This window comes from Micromonospora sp. AMSO1212t (assembly GCF_008868145.1).
GTDB classification, from domain to species: domain Bacteria; phylum Actinomycetota; class Actinomycetes; order Mycobacteriales; family Micromonosporaceae; genus Micromonospora; species Micromonospora tulbaghiae.
On record NZ_WBKS01000056.1, the window covers coordinates 1 to 14,378 of the forward strand.

A 14,378-nucleotide genomic window follows, 5' to 3' on the forward strand; every position below is an offset into this window, starting at 1 on the left:
GCCCGCAGTGACGGGAGGCGGGGTTCTGCCGTTGGCAGATCCGCTGACCGTGAAACAGGGCAGACGTACCCGACGGGCGGCGGCACGCTGGGACCTATGCGACTCCTGATGCTTGGCGGTACGGGCTTTGTCGGTGGTGCGGTCGTGACCGAGGCGGTACGCCGCGACTGGCAGGTGACAGTGTTCAACCGCGGTGTGCACGGGCGGGTGCCGGACGGCGTACACCGGTTGCGGGGTGACCGGACCGCGCCGGACGGGCTGGCCGCGCTCACCGGCGGCGAGTGGGATCTGGTGGTGGACACCTGGGACGGCGCGCCCCGGGCGGTACGGGACGCGGCGTCGGCGCTGGAAGACGCGGTGGCGCACTACGTCTACGTGTCCAGCGGATCGGTATATGCGTCACCCGTCGCGCCCGGCAGCGGCGAGGAGGCGCCCACAGTGCCGGCCGACGCGGACGCCGAGGACGGTGACTACCCGGCGAACAAGGCCGGCGGGGAACTCGCCGCGACGCGGGTGTTCGGTCACCGGGCGCTGCTGGCGCGCGCCGGGCTGATCCTGGGGCCGGGGGAGGACATCGGGCGGTTGCCGTGGTGGCTGAACCGGATCGCCCGGGGCGGGGACGTGCTGGCACCGGGGCCGCGTGACCTGCCGATCCAGTACGTGGACGTCCGTGACCTGGCGACCTGGCTGCTGGACCGGGGTGCCGAGGGCGTCGGCGGGGCGTACAACGTGGTGGGTCGCACCGGGCACGCGACGATGGGTGACCTGCTCGACGCGGCGGTGGCCGCGACCGGGTCGGACGCGACGCTGCGGTGGACCGCGCCGGAGCCGATCCTGGCCGCCGGGGTGGAGCCGTGGAACGACCTGCCGGTGTGGATTCCGCGCGGGCACGAGTACCGCTGGTTGCAGGAGCGGGACGTGGAACGCGCGTACGCGGCGGGGCTGGTCTGTCGGCCGGTGACCGAGACGGTCGCCGACACCTGGCGGTGGCTGCGCGAGGTGGGGCGCGTGCCGGACCGCGCGGGGCGTCCGGCGCGCGCCCCGGTCGGCCTGGCACCGGAGCGGGAGGCCACCCTGCTGGCCGCGCTCCCGGCCTGACCGGGACAGGCCGCCCGCACGGGCGGCCGGAGCGAGGGCCGCGCGGGCAGGCGGAGGGAGCGTGTCGGCCTGACCTGCGGAGGGGTACGGGTCAGGCCGACGCGACCGGCAGGTCCAGCACCTCCTCGACAGGGCGGCGGGGGGTGGCGCGACCGGGCTGGCCGTACCCGATCCGCATCACCATCTGCGGGGTGCCGAACCGGCCCAGCGACATCCGCAGCGCCTCGCGTGCGGCGGGCACCTCGATCGGCTGGGACAGCATCGACACGCTCAGCCCGGCGTCGGTGGCGGTGAGCAGCACCCGCTGCAGCGCCTGCCCGGCGAGGATCTGGTCGGCCGAGGTGTTGCCGGCCGAACCGAGCACCGCGACCAGCGGCTCCGGCTCGAAGTCGCGGCCGGGGGCGCGGTTGCGTCCGCCGAAGCCGCGCTGGGGCAGCAGGTCCTGCGGCTCGCTCTGCGGTCCGCCGGCGCCGGCGGGCACGCCGTCCGGGGCCGGCTCGGAGCGGATCCACTCGGCCCGTTCGGCCACGTACGCGGGGTCGCGTTCCAGCACGCGGTGGGCGCTGCGGGCGACCTCGGCGACGGCGTTGACGGCGCTGGTGCCGATCACCAGTTCCAGCCAGCACTGCTCGGCGCGGGCCGCCTCGCCGAGCCGCCAGCGGGCCTCGGCCGGCACCGGGTCGGGCCAGAACGGCGCGCGGTTGCTGAACCGGTGGCTGATCGCCCCGTGCAGGCTCTGCTCGATCGGGGTGGGGCGGCGCGGCACGTCCGGCACCAGCCGGGCCACGACGTCCGGGTCGGCGGGGTACGGGCGCAGCCGCACAGTGGCCGGGGTGCCCGCGACGGCGAGTGCCAGCCGCAGGTTGAACAGCGCCGCCCCGGCGGCGATGCGCGTGCCCCAGCCGGTCGGGTCGGTGGCGGGCAGGCCGCGCAGCGGGTCGACGGACACCTCGATGCCGCCGTCGACGAGCCGGAACCGCCACGGCTGGGTGTTGTGCAGCGACGGTGCCCGGACCGCGTCGGCGACCGCGGCCCGCAGTTGCTCGCCGGTGTATTCGGTCGTCATGGTGGTGCTCCCTCTCGTGCGGCGCCGGCTTCCCCGGCCGGGTACACCACTACGGTGCGTCAGCGGGCGGCGCGGTGAGCAGGGCCGGAGGTCCCCACCTGGGCCCGGCCGTCGGTCCCGGCCGGCGCGGGCAGGTCGGGACTTTCGACCCGTGCTACGGGGGCGGGAAAGCGGGTAGAAAGGACGGATGATCCGGGTGTTCCTGCTCGACGACCACGAGGTCGTCCGTCGTGGCCTTGCCGACCTGCTCCAGAGCAGCGGCGACATCGAGGTGGTCGGCGAGTCCGGCCTGGCCCAGGAGGCGACGCGCCGCATCCCGGCGCTGCGCCCCGACGTGGCGATCCTCGACGCCCGGCTGCCCGACGGCAACGGCATCGACGTGTGCCGGGACGTCCGCGCCGTGGACTCCTCGATCAAGGGGCTCATCCTCACCTCGTACGAGGACGACGAGGCGTTGTTCGCGGCGATCATGGCGGGTGCCGCCGGGTACGTGCTCAAGCAGATCCGCGGCACGGACCTGGTGGACGCGGTCCGCCGGGTGGCGGCGGGGCAGTCGCTGCTCGACCCGGCGATCACCACCCGCGTGCTGGAGCGCATCCGCAGCGGCGTGGAGCAGCCGCGGGAGCTGAAGTCGCTCACCGAGCAGGAGCGGCGGATCCTGGAGTACGTGGCGGAGGGGCTCACCAACCGGGAGATCGCCGGGAAGATGTTCCTCGCCGAGAAGACGGTGAAGAACTACGTCTCCAGCGTGCTCGCCAAGCTGGGTCTGGAGCGGCGTACCCAGGCGGCGGTGCTGGCCACCCGCCTGCTCGGCAAGAACACCTGACGGCTCCTCAGTCGAGCGGGACGCTCCAGCGCACCTCGGTGCCGCGCGGCTCGGCCCGGCGCAGCGAGAACTCGCCGCCCAGCCGCTCGGCCCGCTCCCGCAGGTTGACCAGTCCGCTGCGGGCCGCCTCCGGGTCGCAGCCGACACCGTCGTCGGTGACGGTGATCTCGACCCGGCCGGCGTCGACGCGTACGCGCACCGACACCCGGTCGGCCTGCGCGTGGCGTACAGCGTTGGACAGCGCCTCGCGCAGCACGGCGGTGAGTTCGGGGCGCAGGTCTTCGGGGACGGCGCTGTCGATCGGGCCGACCAGTTCCAGGTCCGGCCGGTAGCCGAGCGACTCGGCGGCCACCTCGATCGCCTCGCGGAGCTCGGTGCGCAGCGCCGCGCTCATCGGGGTACGCAGCTCGAAGATGGTGCGGCGGATGTCGCGGATGGTGGCGTCCAGGTCGTCGACCGCCTGGTTGATCCGCTTGGCCGCCTCCGGGCGGGCGTTCATCGCGCCGCTCTGCAGTTGCAGGCCGGTGGCGAACAGCCGCTGGATCACCACGTCGTGCAGGTCGCGGGCGATGCGCTCGCGGTCTTCCAGGACCACCAGCAGTTCCCGCTCCTCCTGCCCGCGGGCCCGTTCCATGGCCAGCGCGGCCTGCCCGGCGAAGCTGGCGAGCAGGGCGAGGTCGTCGTCGGCTGCGGGCCCGTGGTCGGGCCGGTAGCCGATCACCAGGACGCCGTGCAGCGCGTCGGCGGCGGCGAGCGGGGACACCACGGCCGGCCCGGCGACCACCGGCCGGGGCCAGGGCGCCGCGGCGGCGAGGTCGTCGACCTGGTCGTGGCGGCCCTGCGTGACGGACGCGGCGAAGCTGGTCTCGGCGGCCGGCAGCACCGCGCCGACCAGTTCCCGGGTGACCGGGTCGGCGCCGTCGACCACCTCGACGGTGAACTGGGCCTCGTCCTCGTCGTAGAGCAGCACCAGGGCCAGTTCGGCCTCGGCGACCTCACGGGCGCGGCGGGCCACCAGCGTCAGCGCGTCGGTCCGGCGTACCTCACCGAGCAGCACGGAGGTGATCTCCGCGGCGGCGGCCAGCCAGCGTTCGCGGCGGTGCGCCAGCGCGTAGAGGCGGGCGTTCTCGATCGCCACGCCGGCCGCGGCGGCCAGCGCGACCACGATCTCCTCGTCGTCCTCGGTGAACTCGGCCGCGCCCTGCTTCTCGGCCAGGTAGAGGTTGCCCCAGACGTGGTCGCGGATGCGCACCGGCACGCCGAGGAAGCTGTGCATGGGCGGGTGGTTCGGCGGGAAGCCGTACGACTTGGGGTGCTTGGTGATGTCCGGCATGCGGAGCGGCTTCGGCTCGTCGATGAGCAGGCCGAGCACGCCCCGCCCGTGCGGCAGCTCGCCGATCTTCGCGTGCAGCTCGGGGCCGATGCCGTGGACGATGAAGTCGTGCAGCATGCGGTCCGGACCGATCACGCCGAGCGCGCCGTAGCGGGCGCCGGCCAGCTCGCACGCCGACTGCACGATCCGCTGCAGCGTGCTGCGCAGATCGAGGTCGGACCCGATGCCGACGACCGCGTCCAGCAGGGCCCGTAGCCGCTCGCGGCTGGTCACCACCTCACCGACGCGGTCGAGCATCTCCTGGAGCAGTTCGTCGAGGCGGACGCGGGACAGCGGGGTCAGCCCGAGCGACGGCGCGACGTGCTCGTGCGGGGACTGGGGTGCGGCGGCCACCCGGCGATGGTATCGCCCGGTGACCGCCGTGATCGAGACCGGTCAGGCGAGACGGTCGCGGACCGCCGAGGTGTCGACCGTCTGGGCGACGTCCAGCCGGGGCGTGTGCGGCGGCCCGGCGTGGTTCGGGTCGGCCAGGCCGAGCCGCATGCTGATGTACGGGAACCCCAGGCCGGCGAGCATCTGCCGCAGCACCTCGCGGGTGCTCTCGACCTCCACCACTCCGGACAGCGGCACCAGCGACACCCCGTGCCGGGTGGCGGTGAGCCAGGCGGCGGAGAGCGCCTCACCGGCCCGCAGCCAGCTCAGCGTCTCGTCGTCGGAGCCCCACAGGATTCCGTACACGGCGGTCTTGTCGTGGCCGGGACCGATCGGCAGCGAGCCGGCGCGGCCGAAGTCGCGGGCCGGAACGGTCGTCTGCGGCGCCTGCTCGGGCAGCACCTCCGGCGGCAGCCCGGTGCCGGTGCCGGCCCGGCTGGTCCAGTAGGCCAGCTCCTCGCGCAGTTCCGGGCTGTCCGCCTCGACGGCGGCGGCCTGCTGGGCGGCGCCGGCGAGCTGGATCTTCTGGGTGTCGTCGAGCAGTTGCAGGTTCACCCCCTCCAGCGTGGCGGCCCGGTCGATGTCGTTCAGCGCGGCGGTGGGGATCGGCTCGTCGCTGACCGGCCGCCGGTCGGTGTGCCGCACCTGCATGCACTGCACGACGCGCATGGCGTCGGCGTCGGCGCCGGTGTGCTTGAGGGTGGTGATCCGGGCCAGCAGGTCGGGTTCCTTCGGGTCGGGCAGCCGTTCCACCACCGGGGTCCAGCCCTCGGCGGCCAGCGCCACCCGGGCGTGGTGCAGCGCGGCGCCGCAGCTCACCACCAGCAGGTGCCCTTCCGGGTCGAGGGCGCTGAGGTGCCGTTCGCGGACCACCCGCAGCTCCAGCGCGTCGGGCAGGACCGTCCAGTGCCACGGCTGCGTGTTGTGCACCGAGGGGGCGTGGCCGGCCATTCCGGCGGCCTCCGCGAGCGCGGTGGTCAACGGGCGATCGCCGGCCGGCGTCTCGTGGCTCATCGTCACGACCTTTCCTGTTTTCCCCATCGTGCCCCACGCCCGGGATGCCCGGGTGGGGATGCCGCTCCATCCTCGGGCATGCCCGGCCGCCCCGCAGGGCCGGATTACCCGTGTCGCCCCGCCGCCCCACGCCGGGACTGAGACGATCCACACGTGGGAACCGAGCCACGCGAGTGCGTACCCGAGCAGCCGGCCCGCGCCCGGCGGTGGGCGTGGGCCGAGTGGGCGCCGCTGGTGCTGCTCACGGTGGCGGTGCTGGCCGGGGCGGCGCTGTGGTTCGCCGGCGCGCACGACGCCGCCCGGCTGGTCTGGGCGGCGGTCACGGTGGTCGCTCTGGTGCCGGCGGCCTGGACGACGCTGCGCCAGTTGTGGCTGCGGCAGTTCGGGGTGGACGTCATCGCGGTGCTGGCGCTGCTCGGCGCGCTGCTGGTGCGGGAGTACCTGGCCGGCGCCGTGATCGCGGTGATGGTCGCCACCGGCCGGGCGCTGGAGGAGTACGCCCAGCGTCGCGCCACCCGCGACCTGCGGGCGCTGCTGGAACGGGCGCCCCGGCAGGCCCGTCGGCGCACCCCGGACGGCGCGATCGAGGTGGTGCCGCTGGACCGCGTGGCGGTGGGGGACCGCCTCGTGGTCGGGCCGGGCGACGTGGTGCCTGTGGACGGCGTGGTCGAGGAGGCGGCCACGCTCGACGAGTCGGTGGTCACAGGCGAGTCGCAGCTGGTCACCCGCGCGGCCGGGGAGGAGGTGGCCAGCGGCGTCGTGAACGCGGGCGCCGGCTTCGGGCTGCGGGCGCGCCGCAACGCGGCGGAGAGCACCTACGCCGGCATCGTCCGCCTGGCCGGCGAGGCGACGGCCCGCAAGGCGCCGATGGTACGGCTGGCCGACCGGTACGCCGCCGCGTTCGTGCCGTTCACGCTGGTGCTGGCCGGGCTGGCGTGGCTGCTGTCCGGCGAGTTCCTCCGGGCGGTGGCGGTGCTGGTGGTGGCCACCCCGTGCCCGCTGCTGCTGGCCACCCCGATCGCCGTGGTCTCCGGGCTGTCCCGGGTGGCCCGCCGCGGTGTGCTGGTCCGTGACGGCGGGTCGCTGGAACAGCTCGGCCGCGCCCGTACCCTCCTGCTGGACAAGACCGGCACGCTCACCGCGGGCCGGCCCCGGGCGGCCGAGGTGGTGGTGGCGCCGGGCGGTGACCGGGACGACGTGCTGCGCCTGGCCGCCTCGGTCGAGCAGCTCTCCCCGCACGTGCTGGCCGCCGCGCTGGTCCGGCAGGCCCGCGAGCGGGGGCTGCCGCTGGCCGAGCCGACGCAGGTCACCGAGGAGCCGGGGCACGGGGTGAGCGGGCGCGTCGACGGGCGGATGGTGCACGTCGGGCAGCTCGCCGGGGAACCGCCGGAGTGGGCGGGCCGGGTCGGTGAGCGCGCCGAACGGGCCGGGCGTTCCGCGGTGTGGGTCAGCGACGACCACGGGCCGCTCGGCGCGATCCTGCTGGAGGACCCGGTCCGGCCGGACGCCCGCCGGACCGTGCGGCGGCTGCGCGAGGCGGGCCTCACCCGGCTGGTCATGGTCACCGGCGACCGGCCGGGCACGGCCCGGCAGGTGGCGCAGGTCGTGGGCGTGGACGACGTGATCGCGCGGTGCTCGCCGCAGGAGAAGGCCGAGCGGGTACGCGAGGAGTCGGCGCACGCGGTGACAGTGATGGTCGGCGACGGCGTGAACGACGCCCCGGCGCTGGCCGAGGCGCACGTCGGGGTGGCGATGGGCGCGACCGGGGCGACCGCCTCGGCGGACGTGGCCGACGCGGTGCTCACCGTGGACCGGCTGGACCGGCTCGCCGACGCGGTCGAGATCGCCCGGTACGCCCGCCGCATCGCGGTGCAGAGCGCCAGCGTCGGGATGGGCCTGGCGGTGCTGGCGATGCTGGTGGCCGCCGCGGGCCGGCTGCCCCCGGTGGCCGGCGCGTTCCTCCAGGAGGGCATCGACGTCCTGGTGATCCTCAACGCGCTGCGCGCGCTCGGCGGCGGCCTGCGGCGGCGGGATCTGCCCCAGCACACCGTCGAGCTGATCGACCGGTACGCGGGCGAGCACGGCGGCGTGCGCGACGTGCTGGCGGCGCTGCGGGACACCGCCGACATGGTGGCGACCCGCCCGGACGACCCGGCGTGCCTGCCGGCGCTGCGGGAGGTGCACCGGCGTCTGGTCGACGAGGTGCTGCCGCACGAGGCGGCCGAGGACCGGCAGCTCTACCCGGCGCTGGCCGGTCCGCTCGGCAGCGACGAGGCGACCTCCACGATGAGCCGGGCGCACGTGGAGATCGTCCGGCTGGTGGAGCGGATCGGCGGGCACCTCACGGCGCAGCCGGACGGCCGGCTGCGCCGTGACGAGGTGCCCGACCTGCTGGCCGCGCTCTACGGCCTGGACGCGGTGCTGCGCCTGCATCTGGCCCAGGAGGAGGAGGACTACTTCTCGCTCAACCCGGAGGACGGATCGACCGCGCCCGGCCGCTGAGTCAGCGCTCGCGTACCACTGCGACGGGGCAGTGCGAGTGCTGGATGAGCTGCTGGCTGACCGAGCCGAGCAGCATGCCGCGCAGGCCACCGCGGCCCCGGCTGCCGACCACCACCAGCTGCGCCGACCGGCTCGCCTCCACCAGCAGCGCGGACGCGCTGCCGGGGACGGCCTCGATCTCGACCGGGACGTCGGGGAAGCTCTCCCGCCACGGCGCCAGCTCCGCCTCGGCGGCGGCCCGCTCGCTCGCGGCGATCTGCTCCGGGTCGAAGTCCGGCGGCACCCACCTGTCGCCCGGCGGCTCCCAGGCCCGCAGCACCCGCAGCGGCACGTCCCGCTGGGCGGCCCGCTCGACGGCGAAGCCGAGCGCCCGCAGCGCCGACTCCGAGCCGTCCGAGCCGGCCACCACCGGCCCGGACGTGGCGGCCTGGCCGTCGCGGACCACCACCACCGGGCAGTGGGCGTGCGCGGTGACCGAGACCGCCGTGGAACCGGCGAGCAGCCCGCCGAAGCCGCCGTGGCCCCGGCTGCCGAGCACCAGCATCCCGGCGTCGGCGGACCGCTCCTGGAGCACCAGCGCGGGCGGCCCGTCGAACACCTCGCCGTGCACGGTCAGGCCCGGCCGGTCGGCGGCGGCGTCCGCCGCCGCCTTGCGGACCAGTTCGTCGACCTGCTGCCGGGCCGCCTCGTCCGGCCACACGCCGGGTGCCACGCCGGGGCCGATCCAGCCGGTCACCGTCAGCCACTCGAAGACGTACGCCAGGCGTACCGGCCGCCCCGAACGGCCCGCCTCGTCCAGCGCCCAGTTCAGGGCGATCGCCGCGTCGGCGGACCCGTCGTAGCCGACCAGGATCTCCTCGCCGCTCATTCGCCACTCCTCACAGCCGGGTCGTTCTCGCGGATCCAGCGCCACTCGGCGACCCGGGGGTCGTCCTCGCCGTAGCGGCGGGTGTAGTCGCGGCAGGCCTGGCGGGCGTCCACCATGTCCTGGCGCAGGTGCGCGGCGCGCGACCGCAGCCCCGGCACCCGGTCGATCACGTCGATGACCAGGTGGAAGCGGTCCAGGTCGTTGAGCATCACCATGTCGAACGGCGTCGTGGTGGTGCCCTCCTCCTTGTAGCCGCGCACGTGCAGGTTCTCGTGGTTGGTCCGGCGGTAGGTGAGCCGGTGGATCAGCCACGGGTAGCCGTGGTACGCGAAGATCACCGGCTTGTCGCGGGTGAAGATGGTGTCGAACTCGTTGTCCGGCAGGCCGTGCGGGTGCTCCGACGGCGGCTGCAGGCGCATCAGGTCGACCACGTTGACGAGGCGCACCTTCAGGTCCGGCAGGTGGCAGCGCAGCAGGTCGACGGCGGCGAGCGTCTCCAGCGTCGGCACGTCGCCGGCGCAGGCGAGCACGACGTCCGGCTCGCTGCCCTCGTCGCTGCTGGCCCAGTCCCAGATGCCCAGGCCGCGGCGGCAGTGCTGGATCGCCTGGTCCATGGTCAGCCAGTTCGGCGCGGGCTGCTTGCCGGCCACCACCACGTTGATGTACTGCCGGCTGCGCAGGCAGTGGTCCATCGTGGACAGCAGCGTGTTGCCGTCCGGCGGCAGGTAGACCCGGACCACCTCGGCCTTCTTGTTCACCACGTGGTCGATGAAGCCCGGATCCTGGTGCGAGAAGCCGTTGTGGTCCTGGCGCCACACGTGGCTGGACAGCAGGTAGTTCAGCGACGCCACCGGCTCCCGCCACGGGATGTTCCGGGTCACCTTCAGCCACTTGGCGTGCTGGTTGACCATCGAGTCGACGATGTGGATGAACGCCTCGTAGCTGGTGAAGATGCCGTGCCGGCCGGTCAGCAGGTAACCCTCCAGCCAGCCCTGGCACAGGTGCTCGGAGAGCACCTCCATCACCCGGCCGTCGGGGGAGAGGTGGTCGTCGCCGGGCACCTCGGCGCCCACGAACGCGCGGTCGGTCACCTCGAACGCCGCACCGAGCCGGTTCGAGGCGACCTCGTCCGGGCCGAACAGGCGGAACGTCTCCGGGTTGCGCGCGATCACGTCGCGGACCCAGGGACCGAGCACGCCCGTCGCGCCGGCCATCGGCTCACCCGGCGTCGGCACGTCGACCGCGTAGTCGCGGAAGTCCGGCAGCTCCAGGTTGCGCAGCAGCCGGCCGCCGTTCGCGACCGGGTTGGCGCTCATCCGGCGGTCACCCGTCGGCGGCTGCTCCGCCACCTCGGCGACCGGGCCGCCGGTGGCGTCGAACAGCTCCTCCGGCCGGTAGCTGCGCAGCCAGCGCTCCAGCTCGGCCAGGTGCTCCGGGTTGTCCCGGACCTGGGAGATCGGCACCTGGTGGGCGCGGAACGTGCCCTCGACCTGCTTGCCGTCGACCCGGGACGGACCGGTCCAGCCCTTCGGCGTCCGCAGGATGATCATCGGCCAGCGGGGGCGCTCGACGTGCTCGCCGGAGCGGGCCCGGCGCTGGATCGCCGCGATCTCGTCGACCGCCCGGTCGAGTGTCGCGGCCAGCAGCTGGTGCACGGTCGCCGGGTCGTCGCCCTCGACCACGTACGGCTCGTAGCCGAAGCCGCGCATCATGTCCCGCAGGTCCTCGCCGGGGATCCGGTCCAGCACCGTCGGGTTGGCGATCTTGTAGCCGTTGAGGTGCAGGATCGGCAGCACCGCGCCGTCGCGGGCCGGGTTGAGGAACACGTTCGACAGCCAGCTCCCGGCCAGCGGGCCGGTCTCCGCCTCGCCGTCGCCGATCACGCAGGCCACGAGCAGGTCCGGGTTGTCAAACGCGGCGCCGTACGCGTGGCTCAGCGCGTACCCCAGCTCGCCGCCCTCGTGGATCGAACCCGGCACCTCCGGCGCCACGTGGCTCGGGATGCCGCCCGGGAAGGAGAACTGCCGGAACAGCCGCTGCATGCCGGTCTCGTCCCGGGGGATGCTGTGGTACAGCTCGCTGTAGGTGCCCTCCAGCCAGGTGTTCGCCACCAGCGCCGGGCCGCCGTGGCCCGGGCCGGTGACGAAGATGGCGGACAGATCCCGGTTCACGATGACCCGGTTGAGGTGCGTGTAGAGCAGGTTGAGCCCGGGGCTGGTGCCCCAGTGGCCCAGCAGACGCGGCTTGACGTGCTCGGGCTTGAGTGGTTCGCGCAGCAGCGGGTTGTCGAGCAGATAGATCTGGCCGACGGTCAGGTAGTTCGCCGCGCGCCAGTAGGCGTCCAGCCGGCGCAACTCGTCTTCGGTCAGGGGGCTGTGCAGGTTCACCGCGGTGTCCATGCTGCCTTAGCCTCTCGTGGCTCGGGGTCGGCTGCCACTCAGGGACCACATCTTCTTCCCCGGCGCGTCCAGCGTCGCCCCCGTCGGGGGTCGCCGGTCAGGGCCGTAGGTCCCGCCTCGCGCGGGCGTCATGACCCGTCCCCGGCGTCCGCGGCGACTCCCCGTACGACGATCAGCGGGGCCGGCGAGTGGTAGAGCAGGGACTGGCTGACCGCGCCCAGAGTGGACCCTATCGGCCCGTCTCCCCAGGCGGCCACCACCGCGAGCTGCGCCGCGCGGGACCGGTCGAGCAGGACGGACTTCGGGTCACCGTGGACGGTCTCGCAGTCGGCGGCGACGCGGGGGTACCGCAGGGCCGTCCGGGTGACCGCCTCCTCCAGCCGCCCGTCGTCGCGGTCGCCGGCCTCCGGCTCGATCACCCGGACGGCGAGCAGGCGGGCGCCGCGGTGTTGCGCGCAGTCGAAGGCGTAACCGAGGGCGGCCTGCGAACTGGGCGACCCGTCGAAGCCGACGAGCAGCGGGCCGGGCGGGGCGGGCTCGGTGCGCCCGACCAGCACCGGGCAGCCGGCCCGGGCGGCCACGTCCACGGCCGGCGTGTCGGCAGGTACGCGGTCCGGATGGGCGGACATGCCCCCGTCACCGAGCGCGATCAGGAACGCGGTGTCGGCGACCCGTAGCAGCGCCTCGACCGGAGAGCCCTCGACGATCCGGCCGCTGACCGGCACCTGCGGCGCGCACTCGGCGACGACCTGTCCGGCGTGCTCCAGCACGTTCTCCGCGTCCGTGCGGGTGCCGCCGGCCGGGGCGGGACCGGGCGTCGTGGCCCAGTTGAACGCGTGCAGCAGGTGCAGCGGCCGGTCATGGGCGGCGGCCTCGGCGGCGGCCGTGCGGACCACTGTCAGATCGGCCTCGGACCGGCCGACGCCGACCACCACCGCGCCGTGGCTGGGTGCGGCCACCCCGGCTCACCTCCCGACCCCTGCTTTTCACCCACCGTAGTCGTGGGACCGGGTGCGCCGGAGCGGGTCGGCGGAACTGGCGGTCAGCGCGGGGCGGGCAGCGCCGGGTGTACGCGCAGCACGACGGCTGTGGCGTTGTCCTCGCCGCCCTCGTCCAGGCTGGCGGCGAGCAGGGCCTCGGCGGTGCGCGCCGGGTCGCGTCGCGCGGAGAGCAGGTCACGCAGCCGGTGGTAGCCCAGCTGGTCGCTGATGCCGTCGGTGCACAGCAGCCAGGTGTCGCCCCGGCGCAGCGGCACGGCGAGCAGGTCCGGCTCGGGCCGGTCCGGGTGGCCGACGTAGCGCAGCAGCTGGTAGCGCGCCCGCGCCGCCTCCGGCGAGTCGGCCGGCCACCAGCCGTGCAGCAGGCCGAGCCAGGCCATGGTGTGGTCGACGGTGACCAGCTCCAGCAGCCCGTCGCGCAGCCGGTACGCCCGCGAGTCGCCGAGCTGCACCAGCCAGCCCTGATCGCCGTCCGGCTCGATCACCAGCGCGGTGAGCGTGCACCCGGTCAGGCCGGACTGCGCCGCGCCGGCCTGGCGTACCCGCCGTTGCGTCTCGGCCACGGCGGCCCGCAGCGCGGCGGCGCCGACGGCGGGCCAGCCGGCGCGGACCTGCGCGACGAACGTCTCCGCGGCGGTCGTGCCGGCCACCCGGCTGCCCAGGCCGTCGCCCATCCCGTCGCAGACCACCGCGAGCGGAAGCTCGGGGTCGACGTGCAGCACGTCGTAGTTCTCCGGGTAGCGGTGCCCGACCACGCTGCCGCCGGCGATCTCCAGGGTGAGGCGGCCGGCGGTGAGCCGGCGCGCGGACTCGACCGGCCGGTCCAGCGGACGGCGGCGGAACACCAGCGGAACCTAACACCGGGACGGGCCGGACAGCGGCAGGCCGCCTCGTCTGTCAACCAGGGTTGACAGACGAGAGTGTGTCAACCTACATTGACAGCATGAGTCAAGCGACGGAACTCGCGGCGGCCGCCGGCAGCACCGACCCCAAGGTCGGCCTGCGCGCGGTGCTCGCCCTGCGCCGGCTGCTCGAACGGCTCGAGGTGATCCAGGTCGACAACGCCCGGCGGCAGGGCTGGTCGTGGCAGGAGATCGCCGACGCCCTCGAGGTCAGCCGGCAGGCGGTCCACAAGAAGCACGCCGGGCGACCGGCGGTGCGCGAGAGCTGGGAGGCGTGATGTTCGAACGATTCACCGACCGGGCCCGTGCCGTGGTGCACCACGCGCTCGACGAGGCCCGCACCGAGGGAAGGCGGCCGGTCGGCACCGAGCACCTGCTGCTGGGCGTGCTCGCCGACCGCGACAACCTGGCGGTACGGCTGCTGGCTGCCGGCGGCGTCGACGCCGACGCCCTGCGCGCCGCGGTGGCCCGCCACACCGCTCAGGGCGTGGACGGGCTCGGTGCGGCGGACGCCGCGGCGCTGCGCGAGATCGGCATCGACCTCGCCGCGATCGTGGCCCGGATCGAGGAGTCCTTCGGCCCCGACGCGCTGCGCGAGGCGACCCCGCGTCCGCGCCGGTGGTGGCGTCGTGGGTCGCACCACGGCACGTTCTCGCCCCACGCCAAGAAGGTGCTGGAGCTGTCGCTGCGCGAGGCGCTGCGGCTGCGCCACCGGCACATCGGCACCGAACACATCCTGCTCGGCCTGCTGCGCGAGGGAAACGGCCTGGCCGCGGTGGTGCTGACCGAGGCCGGCGCGGACATCGACGACCTGCGCCGCCGCGTCGACGCGGCGCTGCGCGAGGCCGCCTGAGGCCATCTGAGGCCACCCGGGTTTCAAACCTGTTTGCGGTCCTCGCAACGTCCCGCTGCGCCGGGTCGCCGTCACGCCCCGTGTCCT

12 protein-coding genes are annotated in these 14,378 nt (G+C 74.7%); 5 read left to right on the forward strand and 7 right to left on the reverse strand.

Annotated elements, in window-relative coordinates; all coding sequences use genetic code 11:
- The first annotated feature begins 96 nt into the window (after positions 1 to 96).
- Positions 97 to 1,098, forward strand: a complete 1,002-nt coding sequence (locus F8279_RS16140; protein ID WP_151500383.1) for an NAD-dependent epimerase/dehydratase family protein — start codon at positions 97 to 99, stop codon at positions 1,096 to 1,098.
- A 91-nt stretch (positions 1,099 to 1,189) separates the two neighbouring features.
- Here the strand turns inward: F8279_RS16140 and F8279_RS16145 are convergent, their stop codons facing one another.
- Positions 1,190 to 2,164, reverse strand: a complete 975-nt coding sequence (locus F8279_RS16145) for a nitroreductase (RefSeq protein WP_151500384.1) — start codon at positions 2,162 to 2,164, stop codon at positions 1,190 to 1,192.
- Between the two features lie 187 nt (positions 2,165 to 2,351).
- Here F8279_RS16145 and F8279_RS16150 point away from each other — a divergent pair, with 187 nt between their 5' ends.
- Positions 2,352 to 2,990, forward strand: coding sequence for a response regulator transcription factor (locus F8279_RS16150; RefSeq protein ID WP_091427689.1), 639 nt, complete (start codon positions 2,352 to 2,354; stop codon positions 2,988 to 2,990).
- A 7-nt stretch (positions 2,991 to 2,997) separates the two neighbouring features.
- On the opposite strand, the gene F8279_RS16155 is transcribed toward F8279_RS16150, so the two are convergent.
- Together F8279_RS16155 and F8279_RS16160 are read right to left on the reverse strand one after the other, a co-directional pair.
- Complete coding sequence (locus F8279_RS16155) at positions 2,998 to 4,620, reverse strand: GAF domain-containing sensor histidine kinase (protein WP_225853296.1); 1,623 nt, start codon at positions 4,618 to 4,620, stop codon at positions 2,998 to 3,000.
- A gap of 138 nt (positions 4,621 to 4,758) precedes the next feature.
- The gene (locus F8279_RS16160) at positions 4,759 to 5,769 is read right to left on the reverse strand and encodes a nitroreductase (RefSeq protein WP_151500386.1); all 1,011 of its coding nucleotides are present in this window, start codon (positions 5,767 to 5,769) and stop codon (positions 4,759 to 4,761) included.
- Positions 5,770 to 5,922: 153 nt separating this feature from the next.
- Between F8279_RS16160 and F8279_RS16165 the strand changes: the two genes are divergently transcribed.
- Positions 5,923 to 8,271 (forward strand): heavy metal translocating P-type ATPase, encoded by a 2,349-nt coding sequence (locus tag F8279_RS16165; protein ID WP_151500387.1) that lies wholly within the window; start codon positions 5,923 to 5,925, stop codon positions 8,269 to 8,271.
- Position 8,272: 1 nt separating this feature from the next.
- Here F8279_RS16165 and F8279_RS16170 read toward each other — a convergent pair whose 3' ends face one another.
- From F8279_RS16170 to F8279_RS16185, 4 genes are all read right to left on the reverse strand, one after another.
- Complete coding sequence (locus F8279_RS16170; protein ID WP_151500388.1) at positions 8,273 to 9,139, reverse strand: universal stress protein; 867 nt, start codon at positions 9,137 to 9,139, stop codon at positions 8,273 to 8,275.
- A complete protein-coding gene (locus F8279_RS16175; protein ID WP_151500389.1) occupies positions 9,136 to 11,538 on the reverse strand; it encodes a phosphoketolase in 2,403 nt (800 codons plus the stop codon). The genes F8279_RS16170 and F8279_RS16175 overlap by 4 nt, the downstream gene beginning before the upstream one ends.
- A gap of 128 nt (positions 11,539 to 11,666) precedes the next feature.
- The gene (locus tag F8279_RS16180) at positions 11,667 to 12,497 is read right to left on the reverse strand and encodes a universal stress protein (protein WP_091427699.1); all 831 of its coding nucleotides are present in this window, start codon (positions 12,495 to 12,497) and stop codon (positions 11,667 to 11,669) included.
- 83 nt (positions 12,498 to 12,580) lie between these two features.
- Entirely contained in the window at positions 12,581 to 13,381 is an 801-nt protein-coding gene (locus F8279_RS16185) for a PP2C family serine/threonine-protein phosphatase (RefSeq protein ID WP_091427701.1), read from the reverse strand.
- 98 nt (positions 13,382 to 13,479) lie between these two features.
- On the opposite strand from F8279_RS16185, the gene F8279_RS16190 reads away from it, so the two are divergent.
- The gene (locus F8279_RS16190) at positions 13,480 to 13,716 is read left to right on the forward strand and encodes an HTH domain-containing protein (RefSeq protein WP_030275209.1); all 237 of its coding nucleotides are present in this window, start codon (positions 13,480 to 13,482) and stop codon (positions 13,714 to 13,716) included.
- Positions 13,716 to 14,291, forward strand: a complete 576-nt coding sequence (locus F8279_RS16195; protein WP_091427702.1) for a Clp protease N-terminal domain-containing protein — start codon at positions 13,716 to 13,718, stop codon at positions 14,289 to 14,291. Before F8279_RS16190 ends, F8279_RS16195 begins: the two co-directional genes overlap by 1 nt.
- Positions 14,292 to 14,378 lie beyond the last annotated feature (87 nt).

Bases quoted from the DNA above. Each gene is read 5' to 3' on its own strand.
- F8279_RS16140 (WP_151500383.1), top strand. From the start codon at position 97: ATGCGACTCCTGATGCTTGGCGGTACGGGCTTTGTCGGTGGTGCGGTC.
- F8279_RS16145 (WP_151500384.1), bottom strand. From the start codon at position 2,164: ATGACGACCGAATACACCGGCGAGCAACTGCGGGCCGCGGTCGCCGAC.
- F8279_RS16150 (WP_091427689.1), top strand. From the start codon at position 2,352: ATGATCCGGGTGTTCCTGCTCGACGACCACGAGGTCGTCCGTCGTGGC.
- F8279_RS16155 (WP_225853296.1), bottom strand. From the start codon at position 4,620: ATGCTCGACCGCGTCGGTGAGGTGGTGACCAGCCGCGAGCGGCTACGG.
- F8279_RS16160 (WP_151500386.1), bottom strand. From the start codon at position 5,769: ATGAGCCACGAGACGCCGGCCGGCGATCGCCCGTTGACCACCGCGCTC.
- F8279_RS16170 (WP_151500388.1), bottom strand. From the start codon at position 9,139: ATGAGCGGCGAGGAGATCCTGGTCGGCTACGACGGGTCCGCCGACGCG.
- F8279_RS16175 (WP_151500389.1), bottom strand. From the start codon at position 11,538: ATGGACACCGCGGTGAACCTGCACAGCCCCCTGACCGAAGACGAGTTG.
- F8279_RS16190 (WP_030275209.1), top strand. From the start codon at position 13,480: ATGAGTCAAGCGACGGAACTCGCGGCGGCCGCCGGCAGCACCGACCCC.
- F8279_RS16195 (WP_091427702.1), top strand. From the start codon at position 13,716: ATGTTCGAACGATTCACCGACCGGGCCCGTGCCGTGGTGCACCACGCG.